Origin of the sequence: Leptolyngbya iicbica LK (assembly GCF_004212215.1) — a bacterium.
In the GTDB taxonomy this organism is placed as follows: domain Bacteria; phylum Cyanobacteriota; class Cyanobacteriia; order Phormidesmidales; family Phormidesmidaceae; genus Halomicronema; species Halomicronema iicbica.
Genome location: NZ_QVFV01000001.1, coordinates 160167 through 179747 on the forward strand (window position 1 = coordinate 160167; position 19581 = coordinate 179747).

The window sequence follows — 19581 nt, forward strand, 5'->3', positions numbered from 1 at the left end:
GCCCCCACGGAATTCCTGGCTTAATGCACAGCATTCGGCAATTCCCCGACTACCCTAGTCACAGGGAGACCTGTGCTCCTGTGTTGGCCTGCCCCCGCGATCGCCCTCAGTGACCCATTCCTCACCTCCTCCAGTAACCCTGTGGCAGCGGCTGTCTCAAGCTAGCTGGCAGCGGCGTGTGGTGCCAGGACTGACGGTCATTGTCTTGATGGTGGTGCTGCGGCTGCTGGGCGTTTTTCAAGAGTTAGAGTGGGCCGCGCTGGATAGCTTTTTGCGATGGCGACCCGCCGAGCCCACCGACGATCGCCTGCTGATCGTGGGCATCACGGAAGCAGACATTCAGCAGGTGGGCACTTATCCCATTCCTGACGGGGTGCTGGCGGCCTTAATTACCGAACTCCAGCGTCACGATCCGCAGGTGATCGGGCTCGATCTGTTTCGCGACTTGCCTATCCAGCCCGGTTCTGACCAGTTGAATCAGCTGATGGCAGAGTCCCCCGAGCTCTTTGGCATCGAAAAGGTGTTGTCATCGGCGATCGCGCCCCCGCCCGCTTTGCCAGAAGCTCGCGTCGGCTTCAACGACTTTGCGCTGGATGACGACGGCTTTGTGCGTCGCGCTTTTCTGGGGGTATTTCCGCCACCGGCTCACCCGGAAGGACCTGAGCGCTTTCGCTTTTCCTTTCCCTTTGTGTTGGCCGAGGCCTATCTGGCTCAAGACAACCTGTATTTAGAAAACGGTCGCCGTCACCGTGACAATATGCGATTTGGGACCGCTGAATTCTGGCGGTTTCGGCCCAACGATGGGGGCTATGCGGGCGCTGACGCCTCGGGGGTGCAGATGTTGATCAACGTGCGCAGCGGCCCGACCCCCTTCACGATGGTCTCTCTCTCGGCCGTGCTGGCGGGAGAAGTGCCCCCTGATCTGATTAGCGATCGCGTCGTGCTGATCGGCGTCACCTCCCTCGGTCAAAAAGACTTGGTCAATTCGGCGGCGGTCAACACGCTCAATCCGGGCTTGGTCTACGGCGTCGAAATGCATGCCCACATCACCAGCCAAATTCTCAGTACCGTGCTGGACGATCGCCCCCAAATTAACGTCTGGCCCAACCCGTGGGAATATCTGTGGATCATTGCCTGGGGCGCGATCGGCATGTTGCTAGTGGGGTTGATTGCGCGTCCCGCCTGGTACTTGCTAGGTGTTGGCCTGATTGGCCTGGGACTGTTTGTCAGCAGCTACGTGGTGTTGTGGCTGGGGGGCTGGTGGCTGCCCGTCATGCCCACCCTGATTGCTTTTACGTTGAATGGTTTGGTGCTGCCGGGATTTTATCTCTACGACCAAACCCTGCGATCGCGGATCGCGGCCCGCCAGCGGGTGATCGAAGAAACCTACGACGCCATCCACAACGGCCCACTGCAATCCCTCGCGCTGCTGCTCAAGCAAAAAGAGGAACTCTCGCCTACGGTGCAGGCCCAACTCGCTGACTTAAACCAAGAACTCCGCACCGTTTACAACCGACTCCAGCAGGAGTCGCTGCCCGCCGAAGAGCAGTTGCCCCTGGGCGGTGGTAAAGTCATCGACCTCCGCGACGAATTGCATGAAGTGCTCTACGAGGTCTACATCGCCACGCTGAAACGCGACTTTCCTGGCTTTGCCACCCTCAAGTTTCAAGTGGTGAAATTTGAGCCGATGCAAGAAGCGAGCTTATCCGCCGACGATCGCCGAGCACTCTGCCGCTTGCTCGAAGAAATGCTGTGTAATGTGGGCAAACACGCGATCGAGGCCAAGCGCCTGACCATCGCCTGTTACGCCACCGAGACCGATAACATCATTCGCGTCGCCGACAATGGTAAAGGGCAACCCCTGCCCGACACCGCCCCCACGCCAACCACGGGCGGACGCGGTACCCAACAGGCCCAAGCCCTGGCCCAACGGCTCGGCGGCACCTACGAGCGCGAGTTTACGCCCACTGGCACCCACTGCGAACTGCGCTGGCCTACTCAGCGGCCTCGTCCTCGCTGGTGGCCGCGATCGCGGTCTTAGGGGTTCTCCAGAAATGAACATGTCCGGCGGCGGTGCATGACGCTGCGCTCATGCACCCTACGAGGGGAAAATTCATTTCCAGAGATCTCGTTAAATCTCGTGAAGAACGGCAGCCAGATGACCGATGCCGACAGCGGGCTAACCTTTACGCAACCTTAAGACGCGCAAGTTTCGCTCGATTTGCCCACACAATAGCCACTAGCTGCTTATTGAGATGACCATGACTTCGACCACCGTCACGCAAATCACGCTCAACCTGCTGCAAGGTTCGGTGCGATTCAATTTTTCTCACACCGCTGCTCAAGACCTCAAGGCGGCCCTGACGGAACTGGTGGGCCAACTCAAGGCGATCGCCACCCAATCGCCGACCTCAGGTAAGCGAGCAGTCGTACCCACGATGGAATATCAGCACACGGGCGATGTGTTTTTAGAAGTATTTTGCAATCCGAACATCTGGCCCAGTCCGTTTGCGGCCAAGCTGTTGATCACCGTGCGAGACGATCGCCTGCGCCTCACCACCGAAGCCGAGTTGCCCCGCGTAATCGAAGACCTCAATCAGTTTTTGAATAGCTGAGGCCGTTGAGCTCGGGCTGCTGCCGTGGGTAACCGTCGTGACCAGGGGCAGGGGGGCTGAGGAGCAGGGGAGCTGAAGACTTGAGGTATCGTGTTTTGCGTTCCTGCCTTCTCGCTCCCCTGTCGAGGCGATCGCCTTAGCTAGAGACGATCACTTTTGAGTCTCCTGGGGCATGTTGCCCATGATTCGTTGGGCCAGGGTCTAGCGTATAAGTTTGGCGTGGAGTCCCAATATCGATGCCCTGTTCTGACAAGGCTTGCCGCACTCGCAGTCGATATTCACGACCCACGGCCCACTGTTGCGACGGCACTGTTTGAATCCAGATCGTGATCGTCATGCCTCGATGCGACACATCATCAATGCCGAGCACATCCGGGGGGGCCAGCATCTTGTCTTGCCATTGCGGCTCGTTGTAAAAGGCTTGCGACAGCTCCTTGAGGACTCGTAGCGCCTTGGCCGGATCAGTCTGATAGGCCACATCAATACTGAAATTAACTCGTGACCAACTGCGCGTCAGGTTTTTGACCTGGCTGATGGCGCTATTGGGAATGGTCACTAGCTCACCGTCGCTACTGCGCAACTGGGTCACTCGCAAGTTCAAATTCTCGACCAAACCGGAAGCATCGTCTAAATCACTGCCCAGATCAACCACATCGCCGATCGCAAACTGATCTTCCGCCAAGATTAAAAATCCATTGACCAAATCTTTGACCAGGCTTTGGGAACCGAAGGAAATCGCTAGACCAAAAATGCCGCCAATGGCAACGACTGACCCGGTGGGCACTCCTAATATGCTGAGTGCTAACAAGAGGCCAATACTCACAAAAATGATGGTAATCAGCCCCTTGGCCGCGCCTGCGATCGTCGAAATGCGCAACTGCCGCCGCTGCAAGTCGCCAAAGGTCAGCAAGTCGCCAAAGTCAAACCCTTCGCGCTCAGTGGTGAAGCGATCGATGAGCCGACGCATGACGCGAATGACTAACCCGGTGACGAACCAAACCCCGAGCAGTTGAATGGGCTTACCAACAATGCCAGCACTGAATCGCTCTAGATAGGGGAATTGCCGAAACAGCTGGTAAATGCCGAGGTACCAAATCAACACCACCAACCAAAAGAGCAGCCATTGCAGTAAGCCAAAGAAATTGAGGCGGCGATCGAGGTTCCAAACCTCATCTAAATTTTCTAAAAAATGAGCCCGATTTTGCCCGGCTTGTTCAGCGGGTGACGGTGGCTCTATCGGCCTTTGCTGTGGATCTGCCTGAACGTCCACGGATGGCGGTTTGCTCAGGGCCTTTTTGCGATTATGCAGTTGCCGCTGGTAGCGTCGGACCCACATTTTCAGCGCTACAAAGATGCCTGTGAGCACAATCAGTCCAAATAAAACGGCGGCGGCTTTCAAAGCGTCTTGGCGAAATTGCCCCGGCGACAGTTGTTGAATGCCATTGCGCAGTTCTGCTGAGAGAATGTCGCTCCACTCTTCTCCGAGTTCCTGAATCGGGACGCCATGATAGTCGGCATCGGTTTCGGTCACGGTGACTAAGACGAGGGGTTGGGTGTAGTTGTCATCCCGCGTGACGATGACATCGACATCGTTGAGTTTAGCCAGGCCTACCGTCAGAGACTCCAAATCCATGGGCGGATCGCGACGACGCAAAACGGCACGCTGAATGCGGGCATTGACTTCCTCGGCCCGGCGCTCAGCCGCATTAGCCGGAATATTGGCGGGAGCGCTGCGATCGTAAACCGTGGGGGCAGCGACTTCAAACAAAACATCTCCGGTAACCGGAGAGTAGACCGAGGCCACCTCAATGCTGCCCAGTCGCGTCACACTGGGGGGCGGATTGAAACCATCGGCGCTGCCCAAATTGTCGGGCAGGGAGAACTGAGCCGAGCTCGCCGCTGCGGTCAGCAAAATGAGGCCGCAGGTGATGGCCGCGATCGCCACCAGTCTCAGAACCCGTTTCAGGGGTTGGCTCAACATCGGATTTTTTTGAAGTTGGCTCATCATTGCCATCGTGCAGTGTTGCAAACCATCGGTATTAGCGGACGCCACAGGCAGTCGCAAAAACCGGGGTCATTCTACCCAATTGAGTTGGGCCTTGTCTGAATGGGGCAACAAGCAGGCAGATCCTCCAGCAAGCGGTGAGCATCTGGTGACAACCAGGGGGCGATCGCTAAGTCGCGCCCCACAGGCGTTGTGAGCTGGGTGAGCTGTCCACTGTTCATAAACGGCAGGCTAATTATTACGGGACTTTACTAGACCCCTCGATTTGCTGCAATTAGTGGTGCAGAGTCAGGCGAGTGCAGTAAAACAGAGACGAGAACCGGCAGCAGGAGTCAGAGTCATGAAAGTGTGGAAACAACTGAGCATTTATACCAGCGAAGGGAGTCGGCTAGGCACTCGGGCGCTGCACACGGCCATGATTGCGACCGCTTTGGAGCAGGGGCTCTACAGCGCGATCGCCGTCAAATCGATGGAAGGCTTTGGGCCACAGATGGCGATTCCCACGGCGAACCATATGGCCCTGGATTCGGACTTGCCTATCGAGGTCCGAATTATCGACGAACCTGAGCGCATTAACGAATTTCTGGCCAGTCAGCGCGACACCTTGGGCACCTGCGTCGTGGTTCTGCGCGATATCGAAATCTTCTGGGCTCCCCAGTCATAAAGCGATCGCTCAACCAGAATGTCCCACCCGTAGGGTGCATGAGCGCAGCGTAATGCACCGCTGAGCTGCAGATCCCCTCACGCCCCACCTGGCGGGGCCGGGTATTCCCCATCCTTGAGCAGCTCTTGACCAACGGCTTCATAATCTTGCCAGGCGTTCTCAGCTTTGGCATCTTTGGCCGCATAAACCGGCACCCCGGCCTTGGCCGCTTTTTGATACACGCTATAACGTCGAATGCCCTGTTGAAAAACGGGAAGTTGGGCTTCGGCCAAGAGCGATCGCACTTCCGCTTCCGCTTTCGTCGGTTTCGGCGGCATCGAGGTGAGCAAGATGCGGTAGCGGGCGGTGGGAATGGTTTTGAGCGTATTCACCGTCAGCACCAGGGCTTCCAGAGCCATCACGTCCGTCGTCGTCGGCAATACGAGCACATCACAGGCTGCCGTCAGCGTCGCCAGATCCTCTTGCGTTGGGCGGGCTTGGGTGTCGATCACGATGTGTTGGTAGGCCGCACTCACCACGTCAGGGTGCCACTCATCCAATACCGGAAAAGGCAACTCCCCTCGGCTCGCCCAGCCTAAGGAAGAGCGATTCGGGTCGGCGTCAATCAACAACGTTTCGGCCTGGCCCTGCAAAAAGGTCGCCAGGTGAATCGCGGTGGTCGTTTTACCGACTCCGCCCTTAAAGCTCGTCACCGTCACGATCATGGGTCTATCGTCTGCCGTTTAGTTGCGATCGCTCGCCCCCCTGACTGCTCCATTGCGACATCTCACCCTGTGAAGGAGCGCTAAGGATGAGCCGCCCGCCCGTTGAATGGCATGCCCACCCTAGGCCATCGTCTTTAGCCTATGCAAAGACGGTAGAGTATTGGCACAGCATTGAGGATTTTTTTTGTTAGAGACGCTGCTAGATTCGACCCATTGGTCTGGCCTGATGGCCCAGGTGGTGTTGGTGGGCGCTTGGTTGGGCGTCGTCGGCGTCATCTCCGAAAGTCTCTACTTAACCAAATCCGTCTCGGTGGAAATCACCCGCAAAATCGTCCACATCGGGGCGGGCAACGTCATTTTGTTGGCCTGGTGGCTGCACACCCCAGCTTGGATGGGCATAGCCGCCTCCTTACTCTTCAGTCTCGTGGCATTGCTCTCTTACTGGCTGCCAATTCTGCCGGGCATTAACAGTGTGGGACGCACCAGTCTGGGCACGTTCTTCTATGCGGTGAGCATTGGCTTGCTGACCGCGACGTTTTGGGAGGGCTCCCCCGAGTTCACCATGCTGGGCATTTTGACCATGACCTGGGGCGACGGCATGGCGGCCATTATCGGCCAGTCGCTGGGGCGACATCGCTACACCGTGTGGGACATGACCAAAAGCTGGGAGGGCACCAGCACCATGCTGTTGGTGAGCTTTGGGGTGAGTCTGGGGGTGTTGTCCATCGTTCACGGGCTGACCCCCACGATTGCAGCGATCGCCCTCCTCACCGCCCTCACTGCCACCTTTTTGGAATCTTTTGCGCGCTGGGGTTTAGACAATCTCACCGTACCGCTGGGAAGCGCATTTCTGGCCTATGGGCTGTGGCAATGGTGGGGCTGACAAACGCAGCGGAACGAACGGCGACGGGCAGCCGTCCAATTTGATCTATGGTTAAAAGCCAGTGATCGTTGCCGTCTGACCGAATCAGGCCATAGGATCACGATGCACGTTCAGGATGACCGGCTATGGGTAAACGCAAATCATCACAGGCAGGGGGCAAAGGGGGCGATCGCACCGTTTACTCTGAGTTCGCCACCGCTCGCACCGCCGCTACCGAACGGGCCGTGCCCGATTTGCCCCCCAACCAGCAAAAACTCAAGGTCGAAGTGAGTCGCAAAGGGCGCGGCGGCAAAACCGTCACCGTGATCAGCGGCTTTCAACACCGCCCCGACACGCTGAAGACGCTGGCGAAAAAACTGAAGGCCCAATGCGGCACTGGCGGCACCGCTAAAGATAATGTCATCGAAATTCAGGGCGACCAGGCCGATACCGTCTTAGCGGCGCTGCAAACGGCAGGCTACACCGCCAAACGCAGCGGCGGCTGACCCTGGCGGCGGCTCCCATTTTTCCTTTCTTCGGTAACTTCTCCGTGATGAAACTCAGTCCCCAGTCTCAGCGATTTTTTACGGGTCTCTTGCTCGGCCTGATTTTGGTCACCACCATTGGCGCGTTTATCCCGCTCTTGGCTCAGCCCAACTCGAGTGGGCGAAGTGAAGCGCTTGATGGGGCAGCCTTGAGTTCGACCAATGTGGCTCGGCACAAGAATCCGTTGGCCCTCACCCTAAATCCCTCTCCCAAGGTTGGGAGAGGGACTTCAAGCTACTCGCTCCCCTTCTCCCAGTTTTGGGAGAAGGGGTTGGGGGATGAGGGCGGATCGGGGTCGAGACCGATGCCATCGAGCCCTCATATGGCCTCTAGCCCCCAGATTTTGGCGCAGACAAATCCCTTACCAGGCGACATCGACGGCTACTGGGCCGCTGGCTGCATTAACGAGTTGGCCCGGCGGGGAGCGATCGTGCTCAATGATTTGCAGCCTGCCCCACCTGACGGCCCCTCGTTAGATCTGGCGCGGTTTTATCCCAACGCCCCCGCCACTTGGGAGGTGGTGACCACTATGCTGAACCGGAGTTTTCCCACCGAGGCGGCCTATGGTGGGGCTTCGACCCTGGAGACGGCTTTGGGGCTGGCGTCTCCGGTGAATATGCTGTACACCTTTCCGGCGGAATATGCCGATCCGGGGCGGGCGATTACCCGGGGGGAAGCAGTGACCGCGATCGCCGCCAAAGCCCAGCTACCCTACGTTGCTCGAGCTAATGAATTGCTCAGAGAGAGTTTGGAAGATGGCGATCGCGTGCCGCCCTACGCCGTAGAGGGAACTGCTGCGGTGCTCGCCGCGAATGCGCTCGTCAGTTCCGAAAATCCCCGACGGGCCAATAGTTTTGCCCCCATTACCCGGGGTGAGGTCGCGGCGTTAGTCTGTGCCGCCAGTCCCGATTTGCAGTTGCGCGTCACCATCGCTCCGGCCCGTCACGCCGTGCCCGCCACCCTCGCCGCCCAAGCCGAACCCACAGAGGAATTGCGCGGCGTATGGCTGACCAATATCGACAGCGAAGTCCTGTTTTCCCGCGACGAGCTCGCGGCAGGGATTCAGCGGCTCAAGGCGATGAACATCAACACCCTGTATCCCGTCGTGTGGAACATGGGCTACACCCAATACCCCAGTGCGGTGGCGGAGCGCTATTTGGGGCGATCGCGCCGTCTCTGGCCGGGCGAAAATCCCCCGTTTGAAGCGGCCCAGGGCGATCGCGACATGCTGCAAGAGCTGATCGAGCTGGCCCACGCCGCAGACATGGCGGTGATTCCCTGGTTTGAATTTGGCTTCATGGCCCCCGGTGACTATCCGCTGCACGAGACCCGCCCCGAGTGGTTTACTCAGCGGCGTGACGGCACCAAAGACATCCCCATGGGCAACGAAGTCTTCACCTGGATGAATCCCTTCCATCCCCAAACGCGCGGGCTCTTGTTGGGGATGATTGACGAAATCTTAGCCAATTACGATGTCGAGGGGGTGCAAGTTGATGACCACCTTGGCTTGCCCGTCGATATGGGCTACGACCCTTACACCGTCGGGCTTTATCGCCAAGAGCACGGCGGCAGCGCCCCCCCCGATGACGAAAACGATGCGGAGTGGATGCGCTGGCGGGCTGACAAAATCAGCCAGTTCATGGCTGAAGTGCGGCAGGTGATCGATCTCCGTCAACCCGGCGGGATCTTGTCGGTGTCGCCCAATCCCTATCCTTTTTCCTACATGAAGTATTTGCAGGATTGGCCCACCTGGGAGGCCAACGGCATGCTCGACGAAATCATTGTGCAAATCTACCGCAATGACCTGGAGCGCTTTGTCTGGGAACTGAACAAACCCGCCACCGCTGAGGCCCGCAAATCCACAGCGACCAGCATTGGCCTGCTCAGCGGTCTCAAAAATCGCCCCACCGATATGGACTTGCTGACGGAGCAGTTGGAGGCCGTTCGCGATCGCGGCTATGCCGGGGTTTCCTACTTCTTTTATCAAAGCTTGTGGTCGTGGAGCAACGAGCCCCTGGCCGAGCGAGAGCAGCAGTTTCAGACCTCGTTTTCCCAAACCGCAGCGCGCCCTTAGGCATTCTCTAGCAACGGATCGCCCTCGTCGGGTAGCGTCGAGGCATCTGGCTCAACGGAGGCCCCAAGATTCATCCATGAAGACTTAGGGTGTTGCTCGAAAATAGCATCCCCAGTGGTTGGGGTTTGGCAGTGCCCAACCCTGACAGAAGCCTTTCAGTCTGGGGAGTCAATTGACAGGCTGATGCTTTCATTCAAGGCGGCGGAGACCGCTCGTCCAGGTGAGTGATCCACTGTCGAGTACCGAACGACTGGCAAGCGATCGCGGCCACTGCCGCTGCTTCCGACAATGCCGGGAGAAAGTCGGCGCATTCCGCATACTGAGCGCAGAACGCCCCGTGAAAAATATCGCCCGCGCCTAGCGTATCGACAGGCTGAATGGTCGGTACTGCCAATTTCCCTGACGTTGCTTCGGTCGCGTAGAGAATCGGTCGTTCGCCGCGAGTCACCGCTACGTGGGGAATGTGGAGCGATCGCAAATAGGCGATCGCCGCCGCTTCCGTCCCATATCCCGGTGGGGCAAAGTTGGCCGATGCAATCACCGCCGTGGCGAAAGGCAAAACCTGCTCGAAGCCCGCCTTCCAGCTGCCCCCATCCACCACTACGGGAATTTGCTGCTGCTGAGCCCCTTGGGCGAACTGCTCGCTAATTTTCATCTGATGCCCATCAATCAGCAGACAGTCAGCATCGGCCAAGATTGCCTCAGCAGGCCCGGTCTGAGGTTGAGGGCGATCGACCGCATTGCGAGAAATGACGGCGCGATCGCCCGTCGCGACATTCACCAAAATGGACGAAAACGGTGGCGGTGCAGTGACCGTGGGCATCAAGTCCACCAGTTCCACCCCGTGCTGGGCCAGATCATCGCGGATGACCGTGGCGAGGGGATGCTGCCCCAACCCGCCAACCAACTTCGCCTGTCCCCCCAGGGCGCTAAAGGCGATCGCCGCATTCGTGGCCGGGCCACCCGCTGCCAGCAGCACCGCCTCCGCCACTTGCTTCTCGTTAGGCTGCAAGGCCGAGCGCGTTTGGTAAATGCAGTCGAGGGTGATCAGCCCGACAAAGACGCCAATCTTAGCCATTGTTGGTCACTCCGGAACGACTGGGTTTATTCTGAAGCACAGCAAGCAGGACGACACAGCGGTGACGGATCTCAATGGCAATGGCACGCTCTATATCGTCGGCACTCCGATTGGCAACCTGGCGGATATGACGTTTCGGGCGATCGACACCCTGAAGCACGTCACGCTGATCGCCGCTGAAGATACGCGCCATACGGGCAAACTGCTGCATCACTTTCAGATCGGGACGCCCCAAACTAGCTACCACGCCCACAACTGGCGCAAGCGATTGCCGGAGTTGCTGGCGCACTTGCAGCACGGTCAGGATATTGCCCTCGTCAGCGATGCGGGGATGCCGGGCATTTCCGATCCCGGCTTTGAATTAGTGGAAGCCTGCGCTGAGGCCGCGATCCCCGTGGTGGCGATTCCCGGTGCGACGGCGGCAATTACCGCGCTGTGCATTTCGGGACTGCCGCCCCAACCTTTTGCCTTTGAGGGCTTTTTGCCGACCAAGGGGCGCGATCGCCGCGACCACATTGCCCAACTGGCGCAGGAACCCCGTACCCTGGTGCTGTACGAAGCCCCCCATCGCCTGCTGACCACCCTCAAAGATCTGCAAGGCCCCTTTGAAGACACGCGCCGTCTGGCCGTCACTCGCGAACTCACCAAACAATTCGAAGAGGTGTGGCGCGGCACCCTGGCTGAGGCGATCGCCCATTTCACCACCACCGCACCCAAAGGCGAATTCACGCTGGTTATTGCGGGCAAGCCACCGTCCGAGACGCCGCCCTTCACGATTGAGGAATTGACGGCCCAGCTGACAGAGTTGTTGGCGCAGGGGCTCTCGCGATCGCAGGCCAGCCGTCAGCTCGCCCAGACCACCAGTTACAGCAAACGTGAAATCTACCAACTGGCGATCGCGCTGCCTGATCCACCGCTGGTAGAGGATGCCGTCAACCAGTCAGGTGACGATCAGGCGGGGGAATCGCATCTGGGCGACGGAGCGGGATAATTCAAGGATTTTGCTGCCAACTGTCCGTGTGCTCATCCACCGTCTTACGCTTTTGCTCAACCGCCTCAAACCGTTTGAGTTGGCGGACTGTATGACTCTGGGAGGCAGGGACACGGATCTCTTCGCGACGATTAAACTTCATCATTGGGGGCATTTGCATAACAGGATATTGATTAAAACAGCGGGCCCAGGGGCGATCGCTCATCAAAATGCGTGTTCATCGTCGGTATCAATCCTCGCTATCGTCACGGCGAGTCTGAGTCGCCATCACCTTTACGGTGTGATCTCAGTCTTGGCGGTGATGCGTTGCGATTGCCGCTGCTTCCAGCCCTCGCCAGGGCCAGACGGCTCAATTCAGCGCCCTGCAATATTTTGTTAAGATTCTCATCTGCCGTCCTACCGCATCGATGAGTCCTTCGGGGACCGTGTGTCGCGATCGCCCCCGGTTTTAGTTCACGCCCCTGATGCCGCCCTTGCCGCTGTTTTCTACCTGAGTCTGTCTGTCATGACGTCCTCCCATCCCTTTCAACGCTTGCTGCGCTATGGTCGTCGCTATCGTCGCCAAGTCTGGCTCGCGAGCCTGTGCTCAGTCTTTAACAAATTTTTTGACCTGGCGCCTCCGGTGCTCATCGGCTTAGCGGTTGATGTCGTCGTGCAGCAGCAAGATTCGTGGATTGCCAGTTGGGGGATTGCCAGCGTTCGCGGCCAGTTTTTGGTGCTCACTGCCCTCACCATCGTCACCTGGGGGCTGGAATCCGCCTTTCAATATGCCTACTCGGTGCTGTGGCGCAACTTGGCCCAGACCATGCAGCGCGATTTGCGGATTGAAGCCTACAGCCATTTGCAAGACATGGATCTGGCCTATTTTGAAGACCACAGCACGGGCGGTCTGATGGCAGTGCTGAACGACGACATCAACCAGCTCGAACGCTTCCTGGATGTTGGGGCCAACGAAGTTCTCCAGGTCATCACGACGATCATTCTGGTAGGTGGTGCATTTCTATTCCTGGCCCCGTCAGTGGCGTGGATGGCGATTATCCCGATGCCGTTTATCGTCTGGGGGGCGATCGCCTTTCAAAAGTTACTGGCCCCCCGCTATGCCACCGTCCGCGAGCGGGTCAGCGCCCTTAACAGCCGCCTGTCGAATAATTTATCCGGCATTCTCACCATCAAAAGCTTCACCGCTGAGGGTTACGAAATTGAGCGCATCCGCGAAGACAGCGAAGCTTATCGGGTCAGCAATCAGCGGGCGATCGCTTTTAGCGCCGCTTACATTCCCTTGATTCGCGTGCTGATTTTGCTGGGCTTTACGGCCACCCTCGTGTTTGGTGGCCTCATGGCGGTGGAAGGTGAGCTAGCCGTCGGCACCTACAGCGTCCTGGTCTTTTTGACCCAGCGATTGCTGTGGCCGCTGACTCGGCTCGGCGACACCCTCGACCAATACCAGCGGGCGATGGCCTCGACCAATCGCGTCATGGACCTGTTGGATTTGCCGATCACCCTGCATCCAGGGCACCAGCGCTTGCCGGTGAGCAATGTCAAAGGAGCCGTGCGGTTCGAAGACGTCACCTTTGGCTATGGCGATCGCCGCCCGGTACTGCAAAATTTGACGCTCAAAATTCCCGCCGGACATACCGTCGCCATTGTCGGCGCGACGGGCTCGGGCAAAAGTACCCTCGTGAAATTGCTGCTGCGCCTTTACGAAGTCAACGCCGGACGGATTACGCTAGATGGCTTGGATATTCGCGACCTCGCCACCCAAGACTTGCGCCAGGCCATCGGCCTCGTCAGTCAGGATGTATTTCTGTTTCACGGCACCGTGGCGGAAAATATCGCCTATGGCACCTTCGACGCAAGTCGCGAAGCCATCATCCAGGCAGCCCGTACGGCGGAAGCGGACGAGTTCATTCAACAACTGCCCCAAGGCTATGACACGATTGTGGGTGAACGGGGGCAAAAGCTCTCCGGTGGGCAGCGGCAGCGGTTAGCGATCGCCCGCGCCATTCTCAAAAATCCGCCGATCCTCGTGCTCGACGAAGCGACCTCCGCCGTGGACAACGAAACGGAAGCGGCGATTCAGCGATCGCTGGAACACATTACTCAAGATCGCACCACGATTGCGATCGCCCATCGCCTGTCCACCATTCGCAACGCTGACCGCATCTATGTCATGGCCCAAGGCCAACTCGTGGAATGGGGCACCCATGAAGAACTGATCGAGCGAGATGACCTATATGCGGGGCTCTGGCGAGTGCAAATGGGCCTGAAAGCAGGTTAGTTATTGCCTCAAGTCCACATTTTTTATCAAAAGGTGGACTTTTCCAAAGTTCGCTGGTACAGTTGTTCTTGATACAACAGCGGCTGAGCCGAGGACGGCGGCAATGGAACCTTTAACCGAAGCGCAACAAGAACTTTACGACTGGCTGGTCATTTACATTCGCGAAAACCAGCACTCGCCTTCGATTCGGCAAATGATGCGGGCAATGCAGTTAAAATCACCTGCCCCGATTCAAAGTCGCCTCGATCATCTACGCAAAAAGGGCTACATCGACTGGGAAGAGGGTCGAGCCCGCACCATTCGGATTTTACAAGACGTTCAGGGTATTCCTATTTACGGGAGTATCGCTGCGGGTTATGTCAACGAAGCCCAACCCGAAGCCGAAACGCCGCGCTTTAATCCGGGGCATTTTGAAACTAAGCCCGGCGATTATGCACTGTATGTCAATGGCGACAGCATGATCGACGCCATGATTTGCGATGGTGATGTGGTGATTTTACGGCCAATCAAAGATCCGAAGCGAGTGCGTACCGATACCATCGTGGCGGCTCGGGTTCCCGATGGCACGACTCTAAAATATTTCCGCCTACAAGGAGAAAAAGTTGAGTTAGTACCCGCTAACCCCAACTATCCAGTCCAGACCTTTCCCGCCGAGCAAGTTCAGCTTCAAGGGCGACTCATCGGCGTATGGCGCGAATTTCCCGGCGATGATATCTAGCTGACAGTATTGGCGGTTGGCTACAACTCAAGGTGGGCGATCACCGGCGGTTGCATCAGCTGTCTCCATACCCTTGTAAAGACTTGCCGAGAAACGGTCGCTGGAGTAATACACTATTCACGACGAGTAGCACGCACTCGTTAGTTAAGACGCCAGCAAGCGCACGGTAAAAGGGACTCTATGAAATCGCGCACCGTCTACTCAGCGATCGCCATTTTGGCTGGGATTTTGCTATTAGTTGGCATTGCTGGCTTTTGGGGCTTGACATCGCAAAATCCGCGCGGATTAATTACCCGAGGGGGTCAGGCGCAGCCCCAAGCCGCTCAGTTTGTGCCGCGCCAGTCGCCCTTGATGGTTTCTTTGCTGGCCCGTCCTGATCGCCTGTGGCAATTGCGTCAGCTCTTGACCCCGGCCAATCAGCGTTTTCAGGTGCGGCAAGAATGGCAGTCACTCCAGCAATCGCTCGAAGATTTAGTGGGCTGGGACTATGAGGCAGACGTCCGCCCCTGGTTAGATGAAGAGGCGACCCTAGCCATTACAGCGGCTGACCTCGACTACGATGCCAGCAATGGTCTGCAACCTGGCTATTTAGTCGTCTTAAGTTGTCGCGACGCCGAAGCCGCCCGTGAGGCTCTGCATCGCCTCTGGCAGCAACGCGCAGTACAGCGCAATCTACGCTTTGAGACGGTATCCGGTATTTCGCTGATCTCAGACCAAGCATTGGCGACCACTGGGCGAGCACCGATATCCGGTTTCTCTGCCAACTTAGCTTTAGAGACGTTGGCCACCACTATGATCGGCGATCGCTATGTCCTGTTGGCGAATGATGCCCAGGTTTTGCGACAGGCGATCGCCACCTATCAGGCACCGGATGTGAGTTGGGTCAAGGCCGCTCCTTATCACACCGCCATCACCACCCTGCCAGAAAATCGAGTCGGCTGGTTGGTCGCCAATATTCCGCAGCTATTAGCCTGGTTTGGCGATGAAAAGTTACTCACCGCTCCACCCATCAGTCCCACAGGCCAGCAGGCCCATTTGGCGTTCATTTCATTCCAAGCTTTAGCAGAGGGATTGTTGGGCAATACCGCCATTGCGACCCATCCATTGTCATCTGTCCCAGAGGCGATCACACCACCACAAGCAACATCTGCCCGCCTGCCAGCAGCAATTTCCCTAGTGCCTGAGAGTGCGCTGTTTGTCACCGCTGGGGCTCAGCTATCTCAGCAGTTACAGTCGCTCAGTGACAATATTGGCGGTTATCCCATTGCACAGCAAGCGATCGCGGCGCTGTTGCAGTCCTGGTCGTTGACCCCAGAGTCCGTCCCAGCAGGATTATCAGCCGCCCTGGCTGGGGACTATGCCCTCGCGCTGCTGCCTGGCGATCGCCCCGACTGGGCCTTAATCACTGCAGCCGCAACTACTGACTTAGCAGCGCTTGACGACTTTGCCGCAGGCCAAGGGTTGACCGTCAATCGACTGACTTACAACGAACAACCCCTCACCACGTGGACGCGGTTTACGCTCAACCGTACCCGTAATAACGCACCGCTACAGTTGACGACCCAAGTCATTGCCGCCCACACTACAGTGCAGAACCATGAAGTCTTATCGACGTCTTTAGAGGGATTGCAGCAAGTATTGCAGCAGGTTAATCAAGGCTCTCTGGCGGACCAAACAACCTTGATGCAGTTGACAGAAGAGCTGCCAACGCTAGGCTCAGAACTTATCTATATCGACTGGCCAGCACTATTGCCATCCTTGCAGCAGCGATTCCCTTGGCTTTTAGCGGTCGAAGCAGCGACTCAACCCTTTAGCCAGCACATCGGGCCAATCCTCATTAGTGATCGGCCTACCGCATCCGCTTTACAGATGGGCACAGTCGCCATTCAACTCCGCGAAAACCCAGCAAAAATGTCCTAACCTGGGCAACAAGCTGTGTATTTTGAGAGAACTAGGGCAACCTTACATCAGTAGGCACTTAGTTAGCCACTTAACCTGATTGATTGACGGTGCAGCCCCCTGCAGATTTACGAGGAACGTATGGAAGCTAATATTCGTATTCTTGAGCCCACTGGCATCCTGGATGGCACTCAAGCCGAAATTTTCCGCAAGGAAGTTGATATCGCGCTGGAAGAGGGTGTGGATGTGCTCTTGATCGACCTCAAAGATATTACTTTTGTCGACAGCTCTGGTTTGGGCATTTTAGTCGTCGTTCTCAAAAAGGTTAGAGCTTGCAACAAATTGCTGTACGTCTGTTCCATCAATGAACAGGTCAAAATGCTGTTTGAACTGACCAGCATGGACCGCGTCTTCGAAGTGCTGCCTGATCGTGAAGCCTTTAAAGCAAAGGTTGCGTCGTAACTCTAAAAATCGAGTTCTGTAACGCCATGGCGTCTCAAAATCGCTTGCAGACGGCGGCGGGTTAAACAATATTGCCGCCCAGGATCGTTCTTAAACCGAACATAGCGATTCTGGGCACAGGTTCGCTGGGGAAATGGCTGACCAGTGAACTCCCGATTACATTCGTCTATGAAATCTGCAAGATAGTCATGTCATGAGGCAGAATAAATAGGAAATTTGCTGACTGAATCGCCAGAGGATAGACACTGACATGCCACGTCGCCGACAGGAAACTTTGTGGATTCATCGCTGGGCCCGTTGGATTATTGGCGCGATCGCTTTGATGGGGGCCTGCGGCACTGCTTATCTCACAGTTGTCAAGGTGATGGGCGGTGATGCAGCTTGTCCTACTGGGGGGTGCGATCGTGTCCTTTCTAGTCCCTACGCAGAAGTCTTTGGGCTGCCCTTGACGCTGTTTGGTTTTTTGGGCTATCTCAGCATGGCAGGCATGGCCCTGGCTCCATTAGTCATTAATCCTGACCGGCAAAAAGAGCTCCGCACCCAACTCGAATCTTTGACCTGGCCGCTGCTGTTCATTGGCGCAACAGCGATGCTGGTTTTCAGCGGCTATTTGATGTACTTACTGGCCTTTGAGATTCAGGCTGCCTGCCTCTACTGCATTACCTCAGCGATCTTTGCAGCATCAATGTTTGCGCTTACCATCTTGGGGCGTCGTCGGGATGACGTCGGCCAACTCGCCTTTATGGGTGTCATTGTGGTTGTGGTCACCCTCGTAGGCACGCTGGCCGTTTATGCTCCGATTAATAATCCGCAATCAGCCCAAGCCGACCTTCCTGGGGAGGTTGGCCCAGCCGTCACAACTGTTTCTGGCCCCTCGGAAATTCAACTCGCTCAGCATCTATCGGCAACCGATGCCAAGATGTATGGCGCTTACTGGTGTCCTCACTGCCATGACCAAAAGCAGCTGTTTGGTGCAGAAGCAGCTAAAGAAATTCCTTACGTCGAATGCGCTGAAGGCGGTCGAAATGCTCAAGTCAGTGTCTGTCGCTCAGTAGAAGGCTTAACAGGATTCCCGTCATGGGAAGTCAATGGCGAGTTCCTAGTGGGTGCGCAAACCCTAGAAACCTTGGCTGACGCCTCGAACTATTCCGGTCCCAGAGATTTCCAAAATTAAGTCGGCATCGAGTAAGAGATCACTGTTGAAGTAGACTACGCAAGTTGCGATTTATCGCGGTAAGCCTACTTTGGCAGCTTAGTTCTATGCCTCTATGATGACTTTAGCCTTGAAGGTGGATGACTCCCCCTGCGATTTGCAGGCTAAAGATTGAAGATACGGCTGGGCAGATTCAGGCTGAGTAACTCGTGTGTCAAAATTGGTCTGTGTTTTCAGAGCCGCTTATTAGGCTTGTCGACAGTCGATATTGGCGTATCTCGACCATAGAACTTTGCACATATTGCTACATTGAGAGTCCTCATTTTCGGTAACAGGTATGGTAGCTAGTTTTTCCTCAGGAGCAACGGTCAGACTGCGCCGAAGTTGCGATCGCGGGTTTGAAGATTTTGGCTGGACCGATAACTGGATGACATTTTCATTCGGTGGTTATCACAATCCTGACTGGATGAATTTCGGTCCGTTAAGGGTCATGGTGGAGAACCATATTCAACCCCATTCAGGCTTTGCACCGCATTCTCATCGCGATGTTGAAGTGTTGACGTATGTGGTTGACGGCACATTGACCCACCAAGATAGCTTTGGGCACCAAGCCGAAATTCATGCTGGCGAAATGCAACTCATCAGTGCGGGTAGTCAGGGAATGATCCATTCTGAGTACAACCACCACGAACAGGTTGAACACAACTACCAAATGTGGCTGATTCCTGATCGGGCCCCGACTCGTTTTGGCTACCATCAGCTTCGATTTGCCGAGCACGAGCGACAGGGATGCCTAAAGCTTTATGTTTCGCCAGATGGCCGCGATGGGTCGATGCCAATCAATACGGATGCCTTAATCTACAATGGGCGATTTGAGGCGAGCGATCGCATTAACTATGCCTTAAAACCAGATCGGGGCGTATGGCTCCAAGTTGTAAAGGGTGCCTTACAGGTGGCAGGGCATGAATTATTAGCAGGAGATGGTATCGGCATTGTCGACACCGCTCACATTGAAGCAAATTTCACTGACCTTAGCGAAATTTTGCTATTTGATTTAAAGATGAATGCACCGCGTATTTGGTAATTCACTCAACATAGTCAGCCACAATATCAACCTCTAAAGTATGGTCGTCAATGGCAATGTATAGCTGATTAGGGCGACAGCAGATTTGACAATCTTCCACATAACTCTGTTGCAGACCCGCTGATATGTCGATAAAGGTTGTATTCAGTTCACCGCAAAAAGCGCAACGATATTCGCTAGTGTTCTGCATTTCAATCTGTTCGCCACACCCTATTTGCAATCGATTAGCCTGTCTCCCCCAAAAGAGACAAATTAAATAGTTGAACACTAATTCATTAGACTTAGTGACTAAGAAGTATTCACGAACTAATTTACTAAATGGCTCAGGCGTGATTTGAACACGCGACCAAGGGCTTATGAGTCCCCTGCTCTACCACTGAGCTACTGAGCCAGAGTGCTTTTTGCAACTTTTTTAATTTAACACAAAGCGGTTTCCCTGCCGAACAGA

18 protein-coding genes and 1 tRNA gene are annotated in these 19581 nt (G+C 56.1%); 13 read left to right on the forward strand and 6 right to left on the reverse strand.

The window, feature by feature from the left end:
- Positions 1 to 109: 109 nt before the first annotated feature.
- Together DYY88_RS00650 and DYY88_RS00655 are read left to right on the forward strand one after the other, a co-directional pair.
- Positions 110 to 2041 (forward strand): CHASE2 domain-containing protein, encoded by a 1932-nt coding sequence (locus DYY88_RS00650; protein WP_130199285.1) that lies wholly within the window; start codon positions 110 to 112, stop codon positions 2039 to 2041.
- A 220-nt stretch (positions 2042 to 2261) separates the two neighbouring features.
- Positions 2262 to 2615 carry a hypothetical protein gene (locus DYY88_RS00655; RefSeq protein WP_039724751.1) on the forward strand — a complete coding sequence of 118 codons (354 nt, stop codon included), beginning with the start codon at positions 2262 to 2264 and terminating at the stop codon, positions 2613 to 2615.
- A 136-nt stretch (positions 2616 to 2751) separates the two neighbouring features.
- On the opposite strand, the gene DYY88_RS00660 is transcribed toward DYY88_RS00655, so the two are convergent.
- Entirely contained in the window at positions 2752 to 4668 is a 1917-nt protein-coding gene (locus DYY88_RS00660) for a mechanosensitive ion channel family protein (RefSeq protein WP_242517556.1), read from the reverse strand.
- A 292-nt stretch (positions 4669 to 4960) separates the two neighbouring features.
- On the opposite strand from DYY88_RS00660, the gene DYY88_RS00665 reads away from it, so the two are divergent.
- Positions 4961 to 5284: a DUF190 domain-containing protein gene (locus DYY88_RS00665; protein ID WP_052288149.1), complete on the forward strand. Its 324-nt coding sequence runs from the start codon at positions 4961 to 4963 to the stop codon at positions 5282 to 5284.
- Positions 5285 to 5361: 77 nt separating this feature from the next.
- On the opposite strand, the gene DYY88_RS00670 is transcribed toward DYY88_RS00665, so the two are convergent.
- Positions 5362 to 5988, reverse strand: coding sequence for a ParA family protein (locus DYY88_RS00670; RefSeq protein WP_039724749.1), 627 nt, complete (start codon positions 5986 to 5988; stop codon positions 5362 to 5364).
- Between the two features lie 184 nt (positions 5989 to 6172).
- Between DYY88_RS00670 and DYY88_RS00675 the strand changes: the two genes are divergently transcribed.
- The 3 genes from DYY88_RS00675 (at position 6173) to DYY88_RS00685 (ending at position 9470) form a co-directional block, all read left to right on the forward strand.
- Entirely contained in the window at positions 6173 to 6871 is a 699-nt protein-coding gene (locus DYY88_RS00675; RefSeq protein ID WP_236146264.1) for a diacylglycerol/polyprenol kinase family protein, read from the forward strand.
- A 125-nt stretch (positions 6872 to 6996) separates the two neighbouring features.
- Positions 6997 to 7356 carry a translation initiation factor gene (locus DYY88_RS00680; RefSeq protein WP_039724748.1) on the forward strand — a complete coding sequence of 120 codons (360 nt, stop codon included), beginning with the start codon at positions 6997 to 6999 and terminating at the stop codon, positions 7354 to 7356.
- A 362-nt stretch (positions 7357 to 7718) separates the two neighbouring features.
- Positions 7719 to 9470 carry a glycoside hydrolase family 10-like protein gene (locus tag DYY88_RS00685; RefSeq protein ID WP_160299477.1) on the forward strand — a complete coding sequence of 584 codons (1752 nt, stop codon included), beginning with the start codon at positions 7719 to 7721 and terminating at the stop codon, positions 9468 to 9470.
- Positions 9471 to 9663: 193 nt separating this feature from the next.
- On the opposite strand, the gene DYY88_RS00690 is transcribed toward DYY88_RS00685, so the two are convergent.
- A complete protein-coding gene (locus tag DYY88_RS00690) occupies positions 9664 to 10548 on the reverse strand; it encodes a PfkB family carbohydrate kinase (protein WP_039724747.1) in 885 nt (294 codons plus the stop codon).
- 61 nt (positions 10549 to 10609) lie between these two features.
- Here DYY88_RS00690 and rsmI point away from each other — a divergent pair, with 61 nt between their 5' ends.
- Positions 10610 to 11539 carry a 16S rRNA (cytidine(1402)-2'-O)-methyltransferase gene (rsmI, locus tag DYY88_RS00695; RefSeq protein WP_044150258.1) on the forward strand — a complete coding sequence of 310 codons (930 nt, stop codon included), beginning with the start codon at positions 10610 to 10612 and terminating at the stop codon, positions 11537 to 11539.
- Between the two features lies 1 nt (position 11540).
- Here the strand turns inward: rsmI and DYY88_RS23885 are convergent, their stop codons facing one another.
- Complete coding sequence (locus DYY88_RS23885; protein WP_160299476.1) at positions 11541 to 11699, reverse strand: hypothetical protein; 159 nt, start codon at positions 11697 to 11699, stop codon at positions 11541 to 11543.
- Between the two features lie 345 nt (positions 11700 to 12044).
- Here DYY88_RS23885 and DYY88_RS00700 point away from each other — a divergent pair, with 345 nt between their 5' ends.
- From DYY88_RS00700 to DYY88_RS00725, 6 genes are all read left to right on the forward strand, one after another.
- Positions 12045 to 13817, forward strand: a complete 1773-nt coding sequence (locus tag DYY88_RS00700) for an ABC transporter ATP-binding protein (RefSeq protein WP_044150260.1) — start codon at positions 12045 to 12047, stop codon at positions 13815 to 13817.
- A 103-nt stretch (positions 13818 to 13920) separates the two neighbouring features.
- Positions 13921 to 14535, forward strand: a complete 615-nt coding sequence (lexA, locus tag DYY88_RS00705) for a transcriptional repressor LexA (protein WP_039724745.1) — start codon at positions 13921 to 13923, stop codon at positions 14533 to 14535.
- A 180-nt stretch (positions 14536 to 14715) separates the two neighbouring features.
- A complete protein-coding gene (locus DYY88_RS00710) occupies positions 14716 to 16455 on the forward strand; it encodes a DUF3352 domain-containing protein (protein WP_039724744.1) in 1740 nt (579 codons plus the stop codon).
- Positions 16456 to 16575: 120 nt separating this feature from the next.
- On the forward strand, positions 16576 to 16896 hold the full coding sequence (locus DYY88_RS00715; protein ID WP_039724743.1) for an STAS domain-containing protein: 321 nt from the start codon (positions 16576 to 16578) through the stop codon (positions 16894 to 16896).
- Positions 16897 to 17146: 250 nt separating this feature from the next.
- Positions 17147 to 18070, forward strand: a complete 924-nt coding sequence (locus DYY88_RS00720; RefSeq protein ID WP_039724742.1) for a vitamin K epoxide reductase family protein — start codon at positions 17147 to 17149, stop codon at positions 18068 to 18070.
- A 316-nt stretch (positions 18071 to 18386) separates the two neighbouring features.
- A complete protein-coding gene (locus DYY88_RS00725) occupies positions 18387 to 19133 on the forward strand; it encodes a pirin family protein (protein WP_039724740.1) in 747 nt (248 codons plus the stop codon).
- Between the two features lies 1 nt (position 19134).
- On the opposite strand, the gene DYY88_RS00730 is transcribed toward DYY88_RS00725, so the two are convergent.
- Both DYY88_RS00730 and DYY88_RS00735 read right to left on the reverse strand, forming a co-directional pair.
- Positions 19135 to 19323, reverse strand: a complete 189-nt coding sequence (locus DYY88_RS00730) for a CPXCG motif-containing cysteine-rich protein (protein ID WP_039724995.1) — start codon at positions 19321 to 19323, stop codon at positions 19135 to 19137.
- A gap of 129 nt (positions 19324 to 19452) precedes the next feature.
- Positions 19453 to 19524: transfer RNA gene (locus DYY88_RS00735), tRNA-Met, on the reverse strand.
- Between the last annotated feature and the right edge of the window lie 57 nt (positions 19525 to 19581).

Coding starts and splice junctions, on each gene's coding strand:
- DYY88_RS00655 (WP_039724751.1), top strand. CDS start 2,262: ATGACTTCGACCACCGTCACGCAAATCACGCTCAACCTGCTGCAAGGT.
- DYY88_RS00665 (WP_052288149.1), top strand. CDS start 4,961: ATGAAAGTGTGGAAACAACTGAGCATTTATACCAGCGAAGGGAGTCGG.
- DYY88_RS00670 (WP_039724749.1), bottom strand. CDS start 5,988: ATGATCGTGACGGTGACGAGCTTTAAGGGCGGAGTCGGTAAAACGACC.
- DYY88_RS00680 (WP_039724748.1), top strand. CDS start 6,997: ATGGGTAAACGCAAATCATCACAGGCAGGGGGCAAAGGGGGCGATCGC.
- DYY88_RS00685 (WP_160299477.1), top strand. CDS start 7,719: ATGGCCTCTAGCCCCCAGATTTTGGCGCAGACAAATCCCTTACCAGGC.
- DYY88_RS00690 (WP_039724747.1), bottom strand. CDS start 10,548: ATGGCTAAGATTGGCGTCTTTGTCGGGCTGATCACCCTCGACTGCATT.
- DYY88_RS23885 (WP_160299476.1), bottom strand. CDS start 11,699: ATGCAAATGCCCCCAATGATGAAGTTTAATCGTCGCGAAGAGATCCGT.
- DYY88_RS00700 (WP_044150260.1), top strand. CDS start 12,045: ATGACGTCCTCCCATCCCTTTCAACGCTTGCTGCGCTATGGTCGTCGC.
- lexA (WP_039724745.1), top strand. CDS start 13,921: ATGGAACCTTTAACCGAAGCGCAACAAGAACTTTACGACTGGCTGGTC.
- DYY88_RS00710 (WP_039724744.1), top strand. CDS start 14,716: ATGAAATCGCGCACCGTCTACTCAGCGATCGCCATTTTGGCTGGGATT.
- DYY88_RS00715 (WP_039724743.1), top strand. CDS start 16,576: ATGGAAGCTAATATTCGTATTCTTGAGCCCACTGGCATCCTGGATGGC.
- DYY88_RS00720 (WP_039724742.1), top strand. CDS start 17,147: ATGCCACGTCGCCGACAGGAAACTTTGTGGATTCATCGCTGGGCCCGT.
- DYY88_RS00725 (WP_039724740.1), top strand. CDS start 18,387: ATGGTAGCTAGTTTTTCCTCAGGAGCAACGGTCAGACTGCGCCGAAGT.
- DYY88_RS00730 (WP_039724995.1), bottom strand. CDS start 19,323: ATGCAGAACACTAGCGAATATCGTTGCGCTTTTTGCGGTGAACTGAAT.